Genomic DNA, 19898 nt, shown 5'->3' on the forward strand with positions numbered 1-19898 from the left:
CGCTTCTAAAAGTAAGATTCCCGCTACTGCGGGAATTCAATTTTTAAAACCAATTAGACCATGGAATTCTGGATAGCACTAAGACCAATCCTAGTCCATAGAAAATGGCAAATTTCTTAAATTTTGATTCGCTTTTTACTTGTTTCTTATGTTTAGACCATCCCATTGTTATTAAAACAATAGCTAAAATCATCATTATTGGGTGTTCTAACGATAGTAATCTTGCCTCTGGAATTTTCATAGTTTCTCCAAAGTTATTATATCTACCTTCAGAAATATAAAGAATAACACCTATTAAAAATTGTATATGTGTAGTGATTAGTGTGAATAACCCTAATCTAAAATCTTTATGAGTAAACTCTTTTTTTTGTACTAATCCAATAATGGCATTGATAACCGTAAAAACTAAGATTGCTAATACAATGTAAGCCCAATAGGAATGAACTGTTTTTATCATAACGTTGGTTGTTTAAATATGATGCAAAAGTACTGATTTTTACGCACAAAAAAACCACCTCGATTGAGGTGGTTTTAATTTTTATGATTCTTTAAAATTAATCAAAGATATATCTAAGACCAATTTGAGCTTGCCATCTAGAAGATTGGATTCCTCTATCATCTACTTGGTCAATTACTCTTGTACCAGGGTCGAAGTTAAATTCAGGATTTGCAGTACCTGAACCATTAGCAACATCTATAAGTCTAAAGTCGCTAGCAAAGAATGTTTTACCCCATTCTTTATTTAACAAGTTAGTAAAATTAAAAATATCTGCACTCAACTGTAATGTGTGAGTTTTACCAAATGCTTTAAGTTTAAAATCTTGTAATAACTTTAAATCAACAACATGACTCCATCTAGCTCTATCTCCATTTCTTTCAACATATTGTCCTCTTCTACTTCTTAAATACTCATCATTTTCAATAAAAGTATTTAAAGCAGTCCATTGATCAGCAGCAGTAACAGTTGTTCCATTATCTACAAAATCTACTAAGTTAATTTCTGAAGCATCAGATGGAATATATACTAATGCATTATCTCTTGAATCATCACCTAATATACCATCTCCTCCATATACATAAGAGAATGGATTACCTTGATTACCGTTATAAAATAAACCTACAGTAGTTTTAAAGTTTTCGTTCCATTTAAAATCTGCACTAACGTTAGCTAATACTCTATGTCCTTGAGCAAAACCAGATCTTCCTAATTGTGGGTTTCCGTTTTTACCATTAACAGTAACTATACCTCTCCATTGAGAAATATTTCTTGAAGAAGTACCATCAAAAATACTCGAAGATTCTCCAAATGAGTAAGTAGCTGTAGAGTATACATCTATTAACTCACTCTTAAATGTATTTCTAGCAGTGAATGAAGTATTCCATGAGCTACCTACATTAGTATTAGATGCCAATATAACACTAGTATATGTACCATCTATTCTAGATCTACTATAGAATGGTCTGTTATCAGCTCCTGCCAAATTACCTAATGCATTTCCGATGTTTAAGTTTTCATAGAAAATAGCAGATAAGTTATCATTGTATACAAAGTCAGCAGAAACAGAGAAACCTTTTGGTAACTTTCGATCTACAGCAATATTATATTTAATTACTTGTGGTAATTGGAAATCTGGAGTAAACAAATCAATAGCACCACCTGTAAATCCTGATCCAGGAGCTACACCTACTGGTTGAGTTCCAACATTTGGATTGAAAGTTAAACCTGTAGCATCATCTCTTTCTGCAGCAGTAACCCCATTATTATTGTATGTTGCTCCAGGCCAAACTAATGGTAATCTAGAAACAAAGATACCCATACCTCCTCTAACTTGAGTTTTAGCGTTTCCGTTTACATCCCAATTAAATCCTAACCTTGGAGAAATGTATAATCTAGTATTTACCCCTTGACCAACTCTAGCTCCTTTTAAGTCTTTACCAGCAGCTTGTAATAAAGGAATTGTTCTTGTGTTAAAATCATCATTTACCGTACCGTCTTCCCATACTGGAACATCAAAACGTAAACCAGCTGTAATTTTAAGATTTTCTGTAAAGTCTACAGCATCCTGTAAATAAAAACCAAATTGTTTAGTACCAAACTCTGCAGCTCCAGAAGAATCATCTCCAAAACTATTAGAAACTAAAGAATATGATCTTTCGAAGTCTTGTAAGTTCGTATTATTAATGAAATCGTCTATAGTGTCATAAACATATAAACCGTAGTTAGATGCAAAGAATAAGTTTTTAACATCTGTAAATTCATTATGCGTACCGATAGTGAATGTATGAGCTCCGTAGTAAATTTCGAAGTTATTTGTTATCGTAAATACATCAGTATTTAATAAGTTAGCTGTAGAAAAACGCTCAGCACCGAATCTAAGTCCTGAGAAAGAACTTCCTCCAGTACCATCATTAATAGTTACACTAGGGAATGGATTTCCGTTAGGATCTCTATCATCTCTAACTCTAGTATATCCTAATAATAAATTGTTTGCTATTTTATTTCCTTGGTAACTCCATTCTAATGAACTAGAATTTGTATTACTGTTGAAAAATTCTGAACCGTTAGAAAAACCTAATTCATTATTATCTGAACCTCTAGTTTCAAGATTTTCTGCTCTTACAAAAGTATGCTTTAATAAAAGTTTATTCTTGTCATCAATGTTCCAGTCAATTTTAGCAGTAAGTTTATCACTCTCTAATGTTCTTAATGCGTTTTCAAAATTCCCTATGTCATATCCATAAGTATTGAATACGTGATCGCTTAATCTAGCAATATCAGCTGCAGTAGCATCTCCACTATAGTTTTCGATAGCGAAAGGTTGTGGTTGCTCTTCATCTTGCTTTTCGTAGTTTACGAAGAAGAATAACTTATCTTCAATAATTGGTCCTCCTATTCTTACACCATAAGTATTCGCAGTAAACTCTCCTAATTTTTGTCTACCATTAGCACCAACTAAATCTACTGGAGTTTTACCTGCTAAGTTTTCATTTCTTGTGAAGAAATATGCAGATCCTTCAAAGTTATTTGTACCAGATCTAGTAATTGCGTTAATTGCTCCTCCTGTAAAACCAGCTTGCTTTACATCAAATGGTGCAATATTAACTTGAAACTGCTCAATTGCATCAATAGAAAATGGGCTAACTCCTGTTTGACCTCCATTAGTTCCTGAATCTGCTAAACCAAATACGTCATTATTAACAGCACCATCAATATAGATAGAGTTATATCTGTTATTTTGACCACCAATAGAAATTGAGAAACCATCATCATCTTCAGAGATTTGAGCTTGAGGTGTTAACCTTACAAAGTCAGCTATAGAACGAGAAGCTGAAGCAAGAGTAGCTATCTCTCTTTTACCAATCGTAGTTTCTGATCCAGTTTTGTTACCGTCAATTAAACCATCTCTTTGTGCGTTGATTACAACCTCTTCTAACTGATTAGATTCTTCACTCAACGATAAATTGATTTTCTTAGTTTGTCCTAATGATAAGAAAATACCATCAGTTTCTACTGTTTGAAATCCTACAAAAGAGATATTAACCTTATATGGTCCACCAACTCTCATGTTTGAAATTCTGAAGAATCCATCAAAATCAGTAGATGCTCCATATTTAGTTCCTGAAGGTGTATGTACTAAAAGTACATTAGCACCTGGTAATGGCTCTCCATTATTATCGGTAATTTTACCCGATACAGAAGAAGAAGTAACCCCTTGACCTAAAACTGTAGTTACTACAAATAGTAGCGCTACAATTAAAGCGTTTTTAAAATTGTTCATTGTCCTTTTTATAATTGTTATTAAAACGTAGCAAAATTCTATCTTTTTAAGAATTTCAATATTAACTAAATGTTAACTTTTTTAACTTCTTTTTAAAACAACTGTCCTAGAACAACGAAAAACGACTACTTTTTTAAGATTTTTTTAGCTAATTCTTTACCTAGTTCAACGCCAAACTGATCATAAGAATATATATTCCAAATAATTCCTTGTACAAAAATCTTATGCTCGTACAATGCTATTAACTTCCCTAAGGCTTTAGGAGTTAACTTTTCAAATAGTATTGCATTACTTGGTCTATTTCCTTGAAAAACTTTGTATGGTAGTAATGAATTAATTTTATCTAGATCTCCAGATGTTTTTAATTCTAAATGTACTTCTTCTTTAGTTTTACCAAATGCTAGAGCGTCCATTTGAGCTTTATAGTTCGCCATCAACTTTTCATGATGATCTTCCAAACCATGTAATGACGTTTTAAAACCAATGAAATCTGCAGGAATTAATTTTGTTCCTTGATGTACTAATTGCATGAAAGCATGTTGCATATTAGTACCTGTACTACCCCAAACTATAGTTCCTGTTTGGTAGCTTACTTCTTCTCCATTTCTATCTACTCCCTTACCATTACTTTCCATTACGGCTTGTTGTAAATATGATGGTAATTTAGATAAATATTGAGTATAAGGAAGTATTGCTTCAGTTTCTGCTCCATAGAAATTATTATACCAAACACTTAATAAAGCTAGTACTACTGGAATATTTTCTTCAAAATTAGCGGTTCTAAAGTGATTATCCATTTCTTCAGCACCATCTAACAGTCCTCTGAAATGATCGAAACCAACCGCTAAACTAATTGACAATCCTACTGCAGACCACAATGAAAAACGACCTCCAACCCAATTCCACATAGGGAATACGTTATTTTTATCTATTCCGAAATCATATACAGCATCTAAATTGGTAGATACAGCTACAAAGTGTTTGGCTACATCAAAAATTGATGCTGATTTTAAAAACCAGTTTTTAATTGTATTAGCATTACTTATTGTTTCTTGCGTAGTAAATGTTTTTGAAACAATAACGAAAAGTGTTGTTTCTGGATTTAAATTTCTTAACACTTCAGAAACGTGATCACCATCTACATTAGATACAAAGTGTGTGTTTAGTTTATTTTTATAGAATTTAAGTGATTCAACCACCATATCTGGTCCTAAATCTGAACCTCCAATACCTATATTAACAACATCTGTAATCGATTTACCGGTATACCCTTTCCACTTACCAGAGATTACTTTATTACTGAATGCTCTTATTTTTCTAAGTGTAGTTTGGATTTTCGGCTTAATATCTTTACCATCTACTAAAATTGCATCTTCATTAGTGCTTCTTAAAGCAGTGTGTAAAACAGCTCTACCTTCAGTAGCATTGATAATTTCACCTGTAAAATATTTTTCTATGGCATCTTTTAACTCAACCTCATTAGCTAATTCTACTAATAAATCTATAGTTTCTTGTGTGATTTTATTTTTAGAATAGTCAACCTCAAGATCATCTAAAACAATAGAAAATTTTCCTTTTCTATTTTCTTCATTTTGAAATAATTCTTTTAGAACTATGTTTTGAGATGCATTAAAATGTTCAGATAATTTATACCAACTATTAGTTTTTGTTGGGTTATAGTTTTTCAGAGCCATGATTAGATGATTAGTTGTTGTTTGCGATAATTTGTTCCTCTGTTGTAGGATGTTCATCCTTTATTTCTTCATTTTTTAAAGGTAAAGGAATATTATCTAATTGTTTTCTCAGCGGGTTAATAAATTCGAAATATTTTGGTTTCAAGCTATCTGCCATTGGTTTTGCTGTAGGTAGCTTTTGCCTAAAAGGATCTACTTGCCTTCCATTCTTCCAGAAACGATAACATACATGTGGACCACTAGTATTACCTGTCATACCTACCCAACCTATAATATCTCCTTGTTTTACATAATCTCCTACTCTAACTTTACGCCTTTTCATGTGTAAATATTGAGTGCTATACGTACTATTATGTTTTACTTTTACATAATTACCATTCCCACCTCTTCTTGCCGATTCTACAACCGTTCCACTTGCAGTTGTCATGATTGGTGTTCCATATGCTGCTGCAAAATCTGTACCTCTATGTGGTCTTACTTTATTTCCATAAAGAGCTATTCGTCTTCTTAAATTATATCTTGAAGAAATTCGGTATTGGAATTTAATTGGTGATTTTAAAAATTGCCTTCTCAATAATCCTGCTTCATCATCATAATAATCTACATCTCCTTTGATTGAATCAGCTACATAACGATATGCGTATAAATCATTACTCTTGTGATTAAATACTGCTGCTTTAACTTTCCCATAGCCTACAGGAACTGTATCATTAATAAACTTTTGCTCAAAAACAATCTTGAAAGTATCATCTTTTTGAAGTCGGTAAAAATCAACCGTCCATGAGTAAATATCTGCAACTTCGTTAGCTAAAGTAGGTCCATAACCTAATGTATCTAAAGCTTGTGAGAAATTATCTATAATTCTTCCTGATATTTCTCTTTCGATTATTCTAACTGGTTGCTTATATCTATAAGCTTTAATAATTGAGTCTTGGAAATTAATTACTGTAGATTCTATTTTATTATGCTTGTAAATAAATACCTGAGCAATTTCAGAAGTATCTTTAGAAGCTAGAATTGTATAGGGTTTCCCTGCTCTTACTTTTCTAACGTCAAAAGTATCTTTTATAGTGGTTGAAATTTCATTAATTTTAGGGTAAAAGACATGATGTCTATCCAATATAATTCCAAAACTTTCACCACTTTTTATAGTATCATTGATTACCTTGTAGTTATCAAAGTTAAAACCATATCTAATATCCGGTTCAGGTACAACAACCTCAGCAACTTCTTCCGGAGTTTCTTCTGGTTTTTCTTGCTTACAAGATGAAAATAAAAAAATAGTTAATAGTAATATATAGAAATAGTAATTGGCCTTCAATTGTCGCTCTTTTTAGATCTCCTCAAAAGGCAAATGTACAAATAAAAGCATATGAAATAACCAATTTAACACTATGTAAACAAATTAGCTTTTATCGAAAATGATTTCGAAAGGATTTGCCAATCCCTTATAAGCCTCTAATTCGGCTCTTAGAGATCCTACTGAAAGTGATGCACTTAGCTTTACAGGAATTTTATTATCGTCTGCTGTAATCCATATCGTAACACTCTCTTGAGCTTTAAATACTCGTCCTGCTTGTACTAGGGGTCTAAATTTTTGAGTTCTAACCTTACCGAATTTTGTTTCTAATGTTTCGAAACCTAAACAACGTAATTTGAAAGGAAATGATTTTTCATCAAAAAACATATCAACATCTATTTCATCTCCATTTTTAAGTTCTTTTGTGTTTTGACTTCTAAGAAAATAAAATGTAGAAATCATGTCTTGAGGACTCTTTACAGAAATCACACTGTCTCTGTTTTTCAAAAGATCTTTAACATGTGCAGTTTCTTTATTATGATCAAATTTAATCTCTCTTTTCATTCTGAAACCTCCTTCTCTTACCTTTCTTTTAAAGAATAGTGGCAATACCTCAGTACTATCAAAATAACTTTCGTACTTATCATCAACTTTAAAAAACCAACCAATGACACTAGAAGTTTCTCCTTTTCCTATAGCATGGAGTACAGATTTGCCTTCATAATTGGTTTCCTTTAATTCTAATGTAGCAGTTCCTGCTTTTAAGAATCCACTATAACTCATTCTATAACTAAGCCACTCTCCTCCTTTAAACGCAGGAGTGGTAGTTTCTTGTGAATTAAGTAGTAGTACACTACTGAATACGACTAAAAATGTGAATAACCTTCTCATATCTTCAAACTTATAAAAAAAGTATGACAATTATTGTTCCAAAAAAATAATTAGCTTTTTTTAACTAAAATCTAACTCTAAAAACAAAGTTTGGTGTAAAACCTAAAGAAAAGGTATCTACAGTATTAATTACCTTTGATCCTGTTAATTCATCTACGTCTTTTTCGTAGGTTCTTCTAAGAATATTTTTCCTGTCGTAAATATTAATTAAGGATACTCCTATTTTAGATTTTACTTTTCTTTTCTTACTCCAATAAAAATCATAAGTTGCAGAAGCATCTAAACGATGGTAACTTGGTAACTTTTTATCGTTTAATGGTCCTAGTTCTTGTCCAAGGGAAACTTGCTCAACATCAAATCCTCTATCTAAAACTTCACTGAAGGGTAAACCTGTTCTATGCGACCAACCTAAGGAAAAATCAAATTTTCCAAACTTTACTTGCTGTGCTATATATACTGAATTAGAAATATTAAAGTTACCACTAAATGTATTTCCTTTATTTAGCCCTGCAAAATTAGATTCATTTTCACCAATTGCATAACTCACCCATGTACTTATATTATTTGACCATTTCTTTTTAAGCAAAAAATCCGCTCCTAAAACTCTTATACTTCCATTATAAATGGTTTCTCCCGTAGTTGTATCTTCAAAGCCAGTAGATAAAGTCGTTAACCCATCTATGTTTTTATAATAAGCTTCAGCATCAATCAACCAGCCTTTTTTATCAAACAATACACCTAAAGTTACCTGTTTACTTTGTAAAACTGGTATTTCTTTACCATTAGATATTGCCCATAATTCGTTTTCTAAACCAAAATCAGATGTAAATATCTCAGTAATTCTACTTGTATATTGTTGTTTTATTTCTGCCGAAGTATTTATCCAAAAAGAAGGTAAAACCATAATCCTACCATATATTCTTGGTTCAAAAAATGTCTTATCTAATAATGGCATATAACTAGTTCTCAAACCAACATTTACATTGTATTTTTTTGATTTGTTTAATACGAGTTCTGCTAAAAGTGTCTGTTGATTGTTTGTTTTTCGATCTCTATTATCTGATCTTGTAAACAAATCAAGGTTTTCTTGTTCTAAATTAAATGAAATATTACTATTTGTAAACTCATATCCGAAGTTCAATTCACTTATTGCATTTAATTTCTGACTAAACACAGTACTAAAAGCAACTTCTTTTATTTCATTATTCTTAATAGTAAAATCATAAACAGCATTGTCTCGTTGTTTATTTCCATCATAGAATAATGTATAATTTGTATAATGTACACTGGTATTTTGCGATAAATTAGTATTCCATTTTTTGTTCCATGTTATACCATATCCTTCATTTTGAATATCTATAAAATCAAATCGTCTTTCATTATCATCGTTATTATCTAATATATATTTTAGATCATTTTTGATTCTAATTTGTTGTAATGAAAATGTATTATTGCTGTTAGGTTTAAAGATGACTTTAGTATTAAAGTCAATAAAACTAAAGTTATTTTCATTTTCTATAAAAGGTTGTTCTTCTGCTAATGTTTTTCCTTCTGCAATAACAGTATTTTGAAATACTTTTTGCGAAAGTCTATCAAATGTTGGAGTATTTAAAAGATCAGATATTGAACGCCTAAAGGAAAATTGAATTCCTACTTTTTCTCCAATGGGAAAGGTTGTGTTTACATCTGCATTTGTAAAATTGAATCCTGCTCCAGCACTTATTTTTTTAGGCACATCAGTCATCGTTTTAATATCGATAACTCCAGAAATATGATTTCCATACTTTACATTAGATGCATTTTTATACACCGTTACATTATCTACTACATAAGGATTGAATGCTGAGATGGAACCAAAAAAGTGTGACGTATTATACAATTTAATACCATCAAATAAAATTAAATTCTGGTCTGGTGTACCCCCTCGAATGTGAATACCTGAAGCATTTTCAATAGGACTTTGTATTCCTGGTAATTGCTGAGTACTCAATAACACATCAGCCTCTGTCAACCCAGGTAAAACTCCTTGTTTTCTTGGTGTTAACACTATTGACCCATCGTTATTTTTAGCAACTCCGGTAGTTAAATAACTAGAAATTATAACTTCATTTAAAACATTTTCTGCTTCATTTAAATATATAATTTTACATGTTTTAGCACGTAATTCTGATACTGTTTTTTGGATAGGAGTATACCCCACATAAGAAAATGAAAGTGTATCTGTTTCTTTAAGGTTTTTCACTTTAAAATACCCTTTCTCATCAGTACTTACTCCTGTATTTTTTGCTAAAACAGTTACATTTATTAGTGGGTCCTTAGAATTTAAATCTAAAATATATCCACAAACTTCTATGTTTTTATTTGTTGAAACAGTATAGTAACGGTTGTTTATCTTTTTTATTAGCAACCCTGTTTTTTGCTCAATTTCAGTTAGAATCGTAGCTAATACATCTCCATCATTACTGATTTCAATAGATTTACCTTGAATTAATTCTTCAGAAAATGAAAATTTAATATTGAATGTCTTTTCTATAGTTTGTAAGACTTCCTTTAATGTTTCTTGCTCTTTTTTTTGTGAAAAGAGTACTATTGAACATAAAAAACTTATGATGAATACTTTTACTTTTAACATTACTACTGTTGTGGACGTAATACTACTTTTTTGTTGTTTAAGTTGTATGTTAAGTTCATTGAAGTGGTAATAGTTTCTAGAGCAACTGTAATATTTCTTGTAGGGTAACTACCTGAAAAACGTTTATTTAAATCTATATTATCTGTAACAACAGTTACACCATATGTCTTTATTAAGTTCTCTACTACGTATCTAAGCGGTGTATTTGTAAAACTACTCTCAAACATTTTCCATGTAGGTGCAGTATTTATAAAATTCCACTTTTCAAGTGTTTGATCTTTAATTTGTCTAACAGCTTCTCCTCTAACTAAAATTACTTCATTGTCATTTCTTTCTACCTTCACTTTACCTTCAAAACACTGTACTTCTAAAAAATTTTTATGTTGATTTACATTAAACTGAGTACCTAACACACTTACTGTTCCTTCTACTGTTTCTACTTTAAATTGACTTCCTTTTTGAACTTTAAAATAAGCTTCTCCTTCAAGTTCTACTTTTCTATTATTATCCCAGCTCCCTTTGTTAAATTTAAGAGAAGAATCTGAATTTAATTGAACTTTTGATCCATCTGGTAAAACAACTGCTAATTGCTCTCCAAAACCTGTTGTATACGTTTCATTAGTATTTAGGAATTGAAATAACCCAAAAAACAATAGCAAAGATGCTGCTATACCACTTAAAATATATGTTCGATTTAACTTTCTAACTGGAGTTGGTTTTATTTCTTTTCCTGCAGTTTTCTTCATGAAATTATTAAACGACTCATCTTCGTCAATATGAGGTGTCGAAAATTCTGAAGAAGCTTCAAGGATTTTTTGATATGAATTGAATCCTTTTTGAGTTTCTAGTTTAGAAAACTCTTCCGAAGAGATCGTTCCTTCAATAAATTTATTTAATAATATGTCAAACTCTTGATTTTCCATCAATCTATATTCCTTCTATTTTCTGTCTTAACTGCTTTAGAGCACTGCTCATTCTCTTTTCAACTGTTTTAATTGAAATCTGCAATAAATCTGCTATCTCCCTATATTTCTTCTTATCAATTCTATTTAATAAAAATACTTCTCTATCTTTTTCAGGTAAATCAGCAATAGCTGATTGAAGTTTACTTAAAAATTCCTTTTCCTCAAGCACAAATTCAGGATTTTCGTTTGTGTAATCACTATTCGGTTTTAGTTTTTGATGCTCAAGAATTACTTTTTTGTGCTTTACTGTATTTAAAAAGGAATTTGTCGCCATTCTATACAGTAATGATTTTACACTATCTACTATAATATCAGCACAATTATTCCAAATTTTCATGAAGCAATCTTGCACAACATCTTCTGCTACATCTATGTCTCCAGATTTGTAATATACATAATCACGTAATGCAGTGACATGACTTTTATAAACTTGCTCGAAAACCTCCGAATTACATAATGATTTTTCATCTTGCTTCATCGAGGCAAAGATAACATCTTTTGTATCAACTCTTATCCTTTTTTATTCTTAGTTTATCTTGAGAAGTCAAGGCACACAAGACAGGTCTTATGTAACCTTGAACTTCTGTTTTAAAGTAAGAAACTTCTTAATTACTCTTAAAATTTATGACCTAATTTCCTTGATTCTCATCTTCATCATCTTGGTCATTATCATTCTCGCCATTTTGACCATCATTGTCTTGATCATTATCACCGTCCTGACCATCGTTATCGCCATTACCTTGATCATTGTTACCATCCTGACCATCATTATCGCCATTATCATCTTGATCATTGTCACCATCCTGACCATCATTATCGCCATTGTCATCTTGATCATTATCACCATCCTGACCATCGTTATCGCCATTACCTTGATCATTGTCGCCATCCTGACCATCATTATCGCCATTGTCATCTTGATCATTGTCACCGTCCTGACCATCATTATCGCCATTGTCATCTTGATCATTGTCACCGTCCTGACCATCATTATCGCCATTATCGTCTTGATCGTTATTTCCAACAGGCTTTGTTAACTTTATATCATCAATAGCCGCAGATGCCCCAACAATTCTAACGATAACACTATATTCTCCTGCATCTATAGATGTTGGTATTACTTCTGAAAAATCTACCCAGCCATCTTGATTTACTTCTGGTGAAAACCTTACTAATACATCTTCAAAATTAGGATCATTACTGAAATCATTGTTAGAATTTGCATATTCGATAATAACATTCATGATATAACTGTTATCCCAACCTGTAAAATTTCCGGGCATATAATACTTGAAAGAAAGTGTTGCTTCACCTTGTTCCAAGCTCTCTTCAAGATAAAAACTTGTTTCTACAACAGCTTCAAAGAAACCTTCACAAGCCCCCATATCTAGACCCATAAAGTTAGTTTCGTTACCTTTGAAATCATAACCTCTCCATGGCGTGAAATCTTCGGTTTTACCTCTAAAAAGAGTCCCACAAGTATTATCTACTTGCCCTCTATCATTTACCGGTTCATTTGCAGGAAAATCTCCTGAAGAATGTGTTACAAAGTCTTCATTTCCTTGTTCAAAGTCAAATGCAAAAATTAATTCTTCTTGATCATTTTGGTCATTACCGCCTTGTTGATCTTGATTTGATTGTTCGTCTTCAATAGGAGTGAATTCAGCATCAGCACAACTCATGAAGAAAGCCAAACTTAAACCAAATACTAATGTTTGAATGTGTTTCATTTTAAACTATTTTTTATTTATACATGTTTAATACAATTGACTTTTTTTTTACCCTATGTATTTTTTAAAAAAAATAATTATCTGTTTCTAAATACGTTGCCAATACTACAATGCATCCTAATAATAGTAGACAAAATTCACTTGAGTATATCATTTTTAATATGTTTTTATTTTTTTATGATGTTTACATATCTAATACTACTGAAATTAAAAATACCCTACACTTTTTTGTAAAAAACAAAGAAGACCGACATATTTTGCCGATCTTCTTTGTTTAATTTTATGGATTTTCTACTTAAAAAGTACCCCAGTTCTCTAATTCTTGTTCGCTCCATAAGTATGGAAAAAAGACTCTTCTTTGATATTTAGGATGTAAATATTTTCGCCAACTACTCCCTCCTGTTGCTTCTAAATCCTTCTCACTTCCACCAAGATACTTTCCTGCTGCATTATAATGTGCCATCACCCATTTTACATTTACCGTATAATCATAATGCCTCATTGCTTTTATTAATGCTTCATCTTCTTGAATATCTTTAGGTAGTTGTTGAAACTTTTTAGATAAATTAATATCATTATAGTCTTCCATAAATTCTATAAACTCACCCATATATTTTTTCTCAAACAACTTCAGAAGTGTTGTTTTTTGTCCGGTACTATAATTTTTACCAGCTGCTTGCCAGTACAAGTGATCGTAAGCATTTTTAAATGAAGAACTTTGATCTATAGTTGCTCTAAAACGAATATCAATTAAATTGATTAATTCTGTAGAAGCAAATTCAATTTTTCTGTATTGCGCACTTTGAAAGCCACTTGCAGGCGTTAATGTATTACGGAATTTCAGATATTGCTCTAGGTCCATTCCTTCTCCCATTACATTGAAAGAATTACATAATACATCAAAGTATCTACTTATTCGCATTAAATGTTTTGAAAACTTTTCTGCGGTAACCTCAGCACTTTTTGCTACTTGATCTATTTCCCAAAGAATCATCTTAAACAACAATTCATTCACCTGATGATACATAATAAATACCATTTCATCTGGCTCTGTTGTTCTAGGAATTTGTAAGCCTAATAAAGCATCTGTTTGAATATAGTCCCAATATGTTATGGGTTTACTCCACAACAATCCTTCTAGCATAGCTTCTACAGGAACTCCTAACTTATCATATTTTTCCTCTATAGCTTTTAATAATTCTTCTCTATTCATTTGTTGTTTCTAGATTCAAGACTCTGAGAGCAAAGACAAAAGACTTTATCTTATCCTCAAAATTATATTTATAATTAAAAATGTAAGATGTCTCCAAATTTAGCTTTTTTTATTTCCTCAATAATATTTTCTCCTTCTTTTATGGTATTACAAGGAATAATTATCTTATTAGGTGCATTTTTTATGTCATTAATTACAGCATAATCACCAGATAACATCATATTTACTCTTAAAGTACCGATTATTTTAGGTCTTTTAAATCGCATTATAATACATTTTTGGAATACAATTTCGCATAAATATTTTGTCGAGAATCTATCATTGACATTTTTTTTTAATACTGAAAAAACAATCATTTACACAAATAACCTATACTTCCTCTCCTTTGCCTTGATGCAACCTTTCGACTGCGCTCAAGACAGGATTCACAAAAATCAAGACTGAAATGATAAGAATTTAAAAATACTACGGTATCACCAACCACAGATGAAAAGAACTCGCTATCGCTCAAACAGCTTTTCATCCTTCAGCCAACCCTACTACCTTGATTTTTACAAATTCTTATCAATAGGTCGTTTTTTTAGTAATATGTCACTACAGCCGTTTCTCAAATTTTTTGTCGAGGATCTTGAATTAATGTATACATAAAAATTAATCGTAAATCGTATAATTCTATTTACACAAAAGAAAAAGAACCAAGAAAGATATTACCTTCTTGGTTCTGATCTTCAAAACTATATAGCTATAGCGTTCCTCTTCGTTGTTGTTCTCTTTCTATAGATTCAAATAGCGCTTTAAAATTTCCTGCTCCAAAACCTCTTGCTCCCATTCTTTGAATAATTTCAAAGAATAATGTTGGTCTATCTTCAACTGGTTTGGTAAAAATTTGTAATAAATATCCTTCTTCATCTGCATCTACTAAAATTGATAATTCTTGTAACTTAGATATATCTTCTTTCATCATATCTTTATGAGCACCTAAGCGTTCAGGAATCATATCGTAATAAGCTTGCGGCGGAGGCGGTAAAAACTCTACCCCATTTGCTTTTAGCTGTGCCACTGTTTTGATAATATCATCTGTAGCTACAGCAATATGTTGAACTCCTTCTCCTTCATAAAAATCTAAATATTCTTCAATTTGCGAACGTTTTGCTGCTTTAGCTGGCTCATTAATTGGGAATTTCACTCGACCGTTTCCATTACTCATCACTTTACTCATTAATGCTGAGTATTCTGTATGGATTTGTTTATCATCAAATGATAAAAAATTTTCAAATCCCATTACATCTTCATACCATTTCACCCATGTATTCATTTGCCCCCAACCTACATTTCCGACCATATGATCAATGTATTTTAAACCTGCTGAAGGTGGGTTATAATCAGACTTCCATTCCATAAATCCTGGCATAAACATACCCTTGTAATTCTTACGTTCTACAAACATATGTACAGTTTCTCCATACGTATAAATACCAGAACGTACTACTTCTCCTTGTTCATCTTTAGTTACCGTAGGTTCCATATAGGATTTAGCTCCTCTTTTTGTAGTTTCTTCCCAAGCTGAACGTGCATCTTCTACCCAAAGTGCTACTACCTTAACACCATCTCCATGCTTTACAATATGATCATTAATTGGCGATTTACTGTTTAATGGAGTCGTTAATACTAAACGTATTTTATCTTGTACTAACACATAACTTACCTCATCTTTTGATCCTGTTTCTAAACCTTTATATGCTAAAGACTGGAAACCAAATGCTGTTTTATAAAAATGAGCTGCTTGTTTTGCATTTCCTACGTAAAATTCAACGTAATCTGTACCTAAAAGTGGAAGGAAATCTTGTGCTCCTTCAAATATTTTTTCTAAACCGTAGTTTACTGATTTTTTTTCTTTGTTACTCATCTTAACTCTGAATTTGAATAGAGAAGTTAGAATAGAGAGAAGAGACATATTTATAGTTTATTCTGAAAACTCATTGTCATTTTCTGAAACTCTGCTATTTTATCTTCTATTTTTTTAATTTGTGTGTTTGTTATATAATTCCTTTTAAAAGCAATTATTAATTGTGTTTCTAACTCAAATGATGAGCCCAACGAAACATCTATAAAATGAGAAAAAGACTTATCCGTTCTAGATGATCCTTCAGCTATATTACTAGGAATCGAAACTGAACATCTATTAATTTGAGATACTAAACCAAATTTTTCTTCTTTAGGAAACAAATCTGTAATCTTATATACATCATCTACGATTTCAATACCCAAACTCCAAATTTTAAGGTTTTTATAATTATGTCTTTTTCTATTTTTCATTTAATTTATCTTTTTTCTTGATTCTCTTTTCTAGCAGTCTAAGTTTAACTTTATTCAAGCCAAGACTGATAATACGTATCATCAGCTATCTTCATTGCTTCTTCTGTTACCATTAATGGCTTAAAGGTATCTACCATTACAGCTAATTCTTCAGTCTCTGTTTTTCCTATACTTCTTTCTGTTGCTCCAGGGTGTGGACCATGAGGAATACCAGCAGGGTGTAATGAAATATGTCCTGCATCAATATCATTTCTACTCATAAAATCACCATCTACGTAATATAAAACTTCATCAGAATCAATATTACTATGATTGTAAGGAGCTGGAATTGCTTGCGGATGATAATCGTATAATCTTGGTACAAAACTACAGATTACAAAAGCGTCTGTTTCAAAAGTTTGATGTACTGGCGGCGGCTGATGTACTCTTCCCGTTATTGGTTCGAAGTCGTGAATAGAAAATGCATATGGATAATTGAATCCATCATAACCAACAACATCAAAAGGATGTGTAGCGTACACCATTTCTATGATCTCGTCCTGTTTTTTAATTTTTATTAAAAAGTCTCCCTTTTGATTATGAGTTTCTAACTCTTGTGGTTGACGAATATCTCTCTCGCAAAAAGGAGCATGCTCTAATAATTGCCCGAACCAATTACGGTATCTTTTTGGAGTATATACAGGTCGATAGGATTCTACAATAAACAAACGATTGTCTTCCGTATCGAAATCTAATTTGTAAATCATACCACGTGGAATTACCAAGTAATCTCCATATTTGAAATCTAAATTCCCCATATGTGTTCTTAGTTTACCTGTTCCTCTATGCACAAAAATCACTTCATCTGCGTCTGTATTCTTATAAAAATAATTTTCAGTAGAGGATTTTGGTGCTGATAAAATAATATTACAATCAGAATTTGTTAGTACAATTTTTCTACTCTCTAGATAATCTTGTACTTGAGGAACTTGAAATCCTCTAAAACGATATGACTGAATATTATTTTTCTTTGCGATTTTCGGCGCAACTGAGTATTGTTCTTTTATTTCTTTTACCTGAGTTGGTCTATGTTCATGGTATAAGTTTGATGACATTCCATCAAATCCGATAGTACCAAATAACTGTTCATAATATAAACTTCCGTCTTCTTTACGGAATTGTGTATGACGTTTTGGTGGTATTTTTCCTAATTTGTGATAAAAAGGCATTTTGTAATGTATTAATTCGTTAATATAGCTATGCAAGGATGGATAATGTAGTACATCCATTACATTTTTTAATTGACTAATAGCTACATTGAAAACTATTCAGGATTTCGCTTAATCAAAAATTTTAAGTGTGATAATAAGCCTAACCAATACATTTTAAGCGATTTAGTTGTTGCAGTACAAATATAAGAAAAGTAGAAAAGATTTTGGCTTTTATTCTAAATCTCTAGTATTATTTCATAAAAAAACCGAAGCAATTTAGCTTCGGTTTTTTTATAAGGTAAGAAAATTATTCTTTTGGTAATCTTTCGTCTATCATTTTTAACGGCATTCCTTCCATTAAATCGAAAACATCAATGATACTTCTCATTGTATCTTCTTCTTCAGATTGTTCTGAAATGAACCATTGTAAAAACACTTCCGTTACAAAATCATCTTCTTTTCTAGCTGTTTTGAAGATTTTAAAGATTGACTCAGTTACATTAATTTCTTGCTCTAATGACATTTCATAAATCGCTCTTAAACTCTCGAAATCATTATTTACATTTTCTACACTTGGAGAGATTGCTGCTCCTCCATTATCATTGATAAACGTAAATATTTTCATTGCATGCTCTCTTTCTTCTTCTGCTTGCTTATAGAAAAACGATTTACTATTTAATAGCTCTCTTTGATCACACCATGAAGCCATAGCTAAATAAGACGCAGAGGCTTTCATTTCTAATGCTATTTGACTATTTAATAAATCCATAACAACAGGATTTATTGTCATTTGTTTTCTTATTGCTGTTTTCATGATATTCTAATTTTGTGTTTTACAAAAATACGACAATACATAACCGTAAAAAACTGGCTATCAAAATTTAAAGGAAGTCTAAATAAGGATATTATTTAGACTGAAACTGATTTAAAACTATAAAAAAATGAATCTATAGTATTTCTTAAGTTTAAGATTTGAGGAATATCTAAGTAAATTAAATGCTGTTTGTCAGCTACAAAAAGCAATACAAAATTCTCTGAATCAATAACATCATATAAAGTTTCTGGCTTTGTAAGGCTGTAAACATTTTTTCTCAATTGTAATAATTGAGGGAATGATAACAAGATTCTTTTATTGATTGTTTTTAACTCGTACTTACAAAATGTGATCTCTTTAAGATCTATTTCGTATTCAACTCTTACATCTACATTCATATTGCAAATGTAAGACTTATTTAGAATAAATTAAAATTAACTTTCAGGAGCTATCTCAACTTCTAATCCATCTAATTCTGGAGTCATATGAATTTGACAACCTAAACGACTGTTATCTTCTACATAAAAAGCCTCTGCTAACATAGCATCTTCATCATCAGTCATTTCTGGGAGATCATGATCTGATTTCACATAGCATTGACACGAAGCACACATAGTCATTCCCCCACAAATACCAATGGTTCCTTCTGGAGCTAATTCGTAAGAGCGAATTACTTCCATTAAATTCATATTCATATCTGTAGGCGCTTGAATATCGTGAGTTACTCCTTCACGATCTGTGATCTTTAAAGTAATATCTTGACTTTCCATATCATAAAAAATAATCGACACCTAGCAATTTATATAATGGAGTGAATATTGCACATAAAATAAGCACATAAATTAAAAGTTTATTCCAAATCGAAACTGTTTTTTCTTCTACTAGACTATTTAGCCTTAAAGTTTTTGGCTGTAACAAAACATCTTTTGTCTCATAAAAAATTGGAGAATTTAACTGTTTTCCTTTTTCTAAATTCGTACTAGATACTACATTCATCAATCTTTTGTAATAAGAAAGTAAAAGATAGATAATGATAACTGAAAACACACTAAATAAACCTAAATCTGACCAAGTAAGACTAGAATCTTCGTAACCGAAACAATTAATTACAAGGTATAACATAATGTTTATTATGCTACATTAATTACTTCTTCAATTTCCGGAGCATGTCTTTTTATGGTAGCTTCTACTCCATTTTTAAGCGTCATTTGGTTTACTGAACAACCACTACAAGCTCCTTCCAATTGTACTTTTACTATATTATCTTCTACAGATAAGAGTTTAATGTTTCCTCCATCACTTATTAAGAAAGGTCTAATTTCTTCTAACGCTTTTTCTACTTTGTCTTGTATTTCTTGTACTGACATAAAATTC

At 31.2% G+C, this 19898-nt stretch carries 18 protein-coding genes; all 18 read right to left on the minus strand.

Translation table 11 applies throughout. The features are described 5' to 3' along the window. Positions 1-43: 43 nt before the first annotated feature. The 18 genes from BVC87_RS00885 to BVC87_RS00975 all read right to left on the minus strand — a co-directional run bounded on the left by BVC87_RS00885 (position 44) and on the right by BVC87_RS00975 (position 19891). Positions 44-457: a hypothetical protein gene (locus BVC87_RS00885; protein ID WP_075340450.1), complete on the minus strand. Its 414-nt coding sequence runs from the start codon at positions 455-457 to the stop codon at positions 44-46. Positions 458-554: 97 nt separating this feature from the next. Continuing rightward, the gene (locus BVC87_RS00890; RefSeq protein WP_075340451.1) at positions 555-3779 is read right to left on the minus strand and encodes a TonB-dependent receptor; all 3225 of its coding nucleotides are present in this window, start codon (positions 3777-3779) and stop codon (positions 555-557) included. 125 nt (positions 3780-3904) lie between these two features. Further along, on the minus strand, positions 3905-5473 hold the full coding sequence (gene pgi, locus BVC87_RS00895; RefSeq protein ID WP_075340452.1) for a glucose-6-phosphate isomerase: 1569 nt from the start codon (positions 5471-5473) through the stop codon (positions 3905-3907). Positions 5474-5483: 10 nt separating this feature from the next. After that, positions 5484-6794 carry a peptidoglycan DD-metalloendopeptidase family protein gene (locus BVC87_RS00900; RefSeq protein WP_075340453.1) on the minus strand — a complete coding sequence of 437 codons (1311 nt, stop codon included), beginning with the start codon at positions 6792-6794 and terminating at the stop codon, positions 5484-5486. Between the two features lie 84 nt (positions 6795-6878). Beyond that, positions 6879-7664, minus strand: coding sequence for a DUF3108 domain-containing protein (locus BVC87_RS00905; RefSeq protein ID WP_075340454.1), 786 nt, complete (start codon positions 7662-7664; stop codon positions 6879-6881). A 64-nt stretch (positions 7665-7728) separates the two neighbouring features. Further along, entirely contained in the window at positions 7729-10296 is a 2568-nt protein-coding gene (locus tag BVC87_RS00910; RefSeq protein WP_075340455.1) for a TonB-dependent receptor, read from the minus strand. A gap of 2 nt (positions 10297-10298) precedes the next feature. Continuing rightward, positions 10299-11219, minus strand: a complete 921-nt coding sequence (locus BVC87_RS00915; protein WP_075340456.1) for a FecR family protein — start codon at positions 11217-11219, stop codon at positions 10299-10301. Between the two features lie 4 nt (positions 11220-11223). Further along, a complete protein-coding gene (locus BVC87_RS00920; RefSeq protein ID WP_075340457.1) occupies positions 11224-11739 on the minus strand; it encodes an RNA polymerase sigma factor in 516 nt (171 codons plus the stop codon). Between the two features lie 151 nt (positions 11740-11890). Beyond that, the gene (locus tag BVC87_RS00925; RefSeq protein WP_075340458.1) at positions 11891-12991 is read right to left on the minus strand and encodes a hypothetical protein; all 1101 of its coding nucleotides are present in this window, start codon (positions 12989-12991) and stop codon (positions 11891-11893) included. A gap of 295 nt (positions 12992-13286) precedes the next feature. Further along, positions 13287-14204, minus strand: coding sequence for a tryptophan 2,3-dioxygenase family protein (locus BVC87_RS00930; protein ID WP_075340459.1), 918 nt, complete (start codon positions 14202-14204; stop codon positions 13287-13289). A 74-nt stretch (positions 14205-14278) separates the two neighbouring features. Next, entirely contained in the window at positions 14279-14470 is a 192-nt protein-coding gene (locus tag BVC87_RS00935) for a hypothetical protein (RefSeq protein ID WP_143569683.1), read from the minus strand. Positions 14471-14946: 476 nt separating this feature from the next. After that, positions 14947-16110, minus strand: a complete 1164-nt coding sequence (hppD, locus tag BVC87_RS00940) for a 4-hydroxyphenylpyruvate dioxygenase (RefSeq protein ID WP_075340630.1) — start codon at positions 16108-16110, stop codon at positions 14947-14949. A gap of 50 nt (positions 16111-16160) precedes the next feature. Beyond that, positions 16161-16520, minus strand: a complete 360-nt coding sequence (locus BVC87_RS00945; RefSeq protein ID WP_075340461.1) for a four helix bundle protein — start codon at positions 16518-16520, stop codon at positions 16161-16163. Positions 16521-16570: 50 nt separating this feature from the next. Beyond that, positions 16571-17728 (minus strand): homogentisate 1,2-dioxygenase, encoded by a 1158-nt coding sequence (locus BVC87_RS00950; protein ID WP_075340631.1) that lies wholly within the window; start codon positions 17726-17728, stop codon positions 16571-16573. Positions 17729-18017: 289 nt separating this feature from the next. After that, positions 18018-18524 (minus strand): ferritin, encoded by a 507-nt coding sequence (locus tag BVC87_RS00955; protein WP_075340462.1) that lies wholly within the window; start codon positions 18522-18524, stop codon positions 18018-18020. Positions 18525-18619: 95 nt separating this feature from the next. Continuing rightward, entirely contained in the window at positions 18620-18922 is a 303-nt protein-coding gene (locus BVC87_RS00960; RefSeq protein WP_075340463.1) for a hypothetical protein, read from the minus strand. 36 nt (positions 18923-18958) lie between these two features. After that, entirely contained in the window at positions 18959-19294 is a 336-nt protein-coding gene (locus BVC87_RS00965; RefSeq protein WP_075340464.1) for a 2Fe-2S iron-sulfur cluster-binding family protein, read from the minus strand. A gap of 360 nt (positions 19295-19654) precedes the next feature. Next, on the minus strand, positions 19655-19891 hold the full coding sequence (locus BVC87_RS00975) for a NifU family protein (protein ID WP_075340466.1): 237 nt from the start codon (positions 19889-19891) through the stop codon (positions 19655-19657). Positions 19892-19898 lie beyond the last annotated feature (7 nt).

Origin of the sequence: Tenacibaculum agarivorans, from assembly GCF_001936575.1 — a bacterium.
GTDB classification, from domain to species: Bacteria; Bacteroidota; Bacteroidia; order Flavobacteriales; family Flavobacteriaceae; genus Polaribacter; species Polaribacter agarivorans.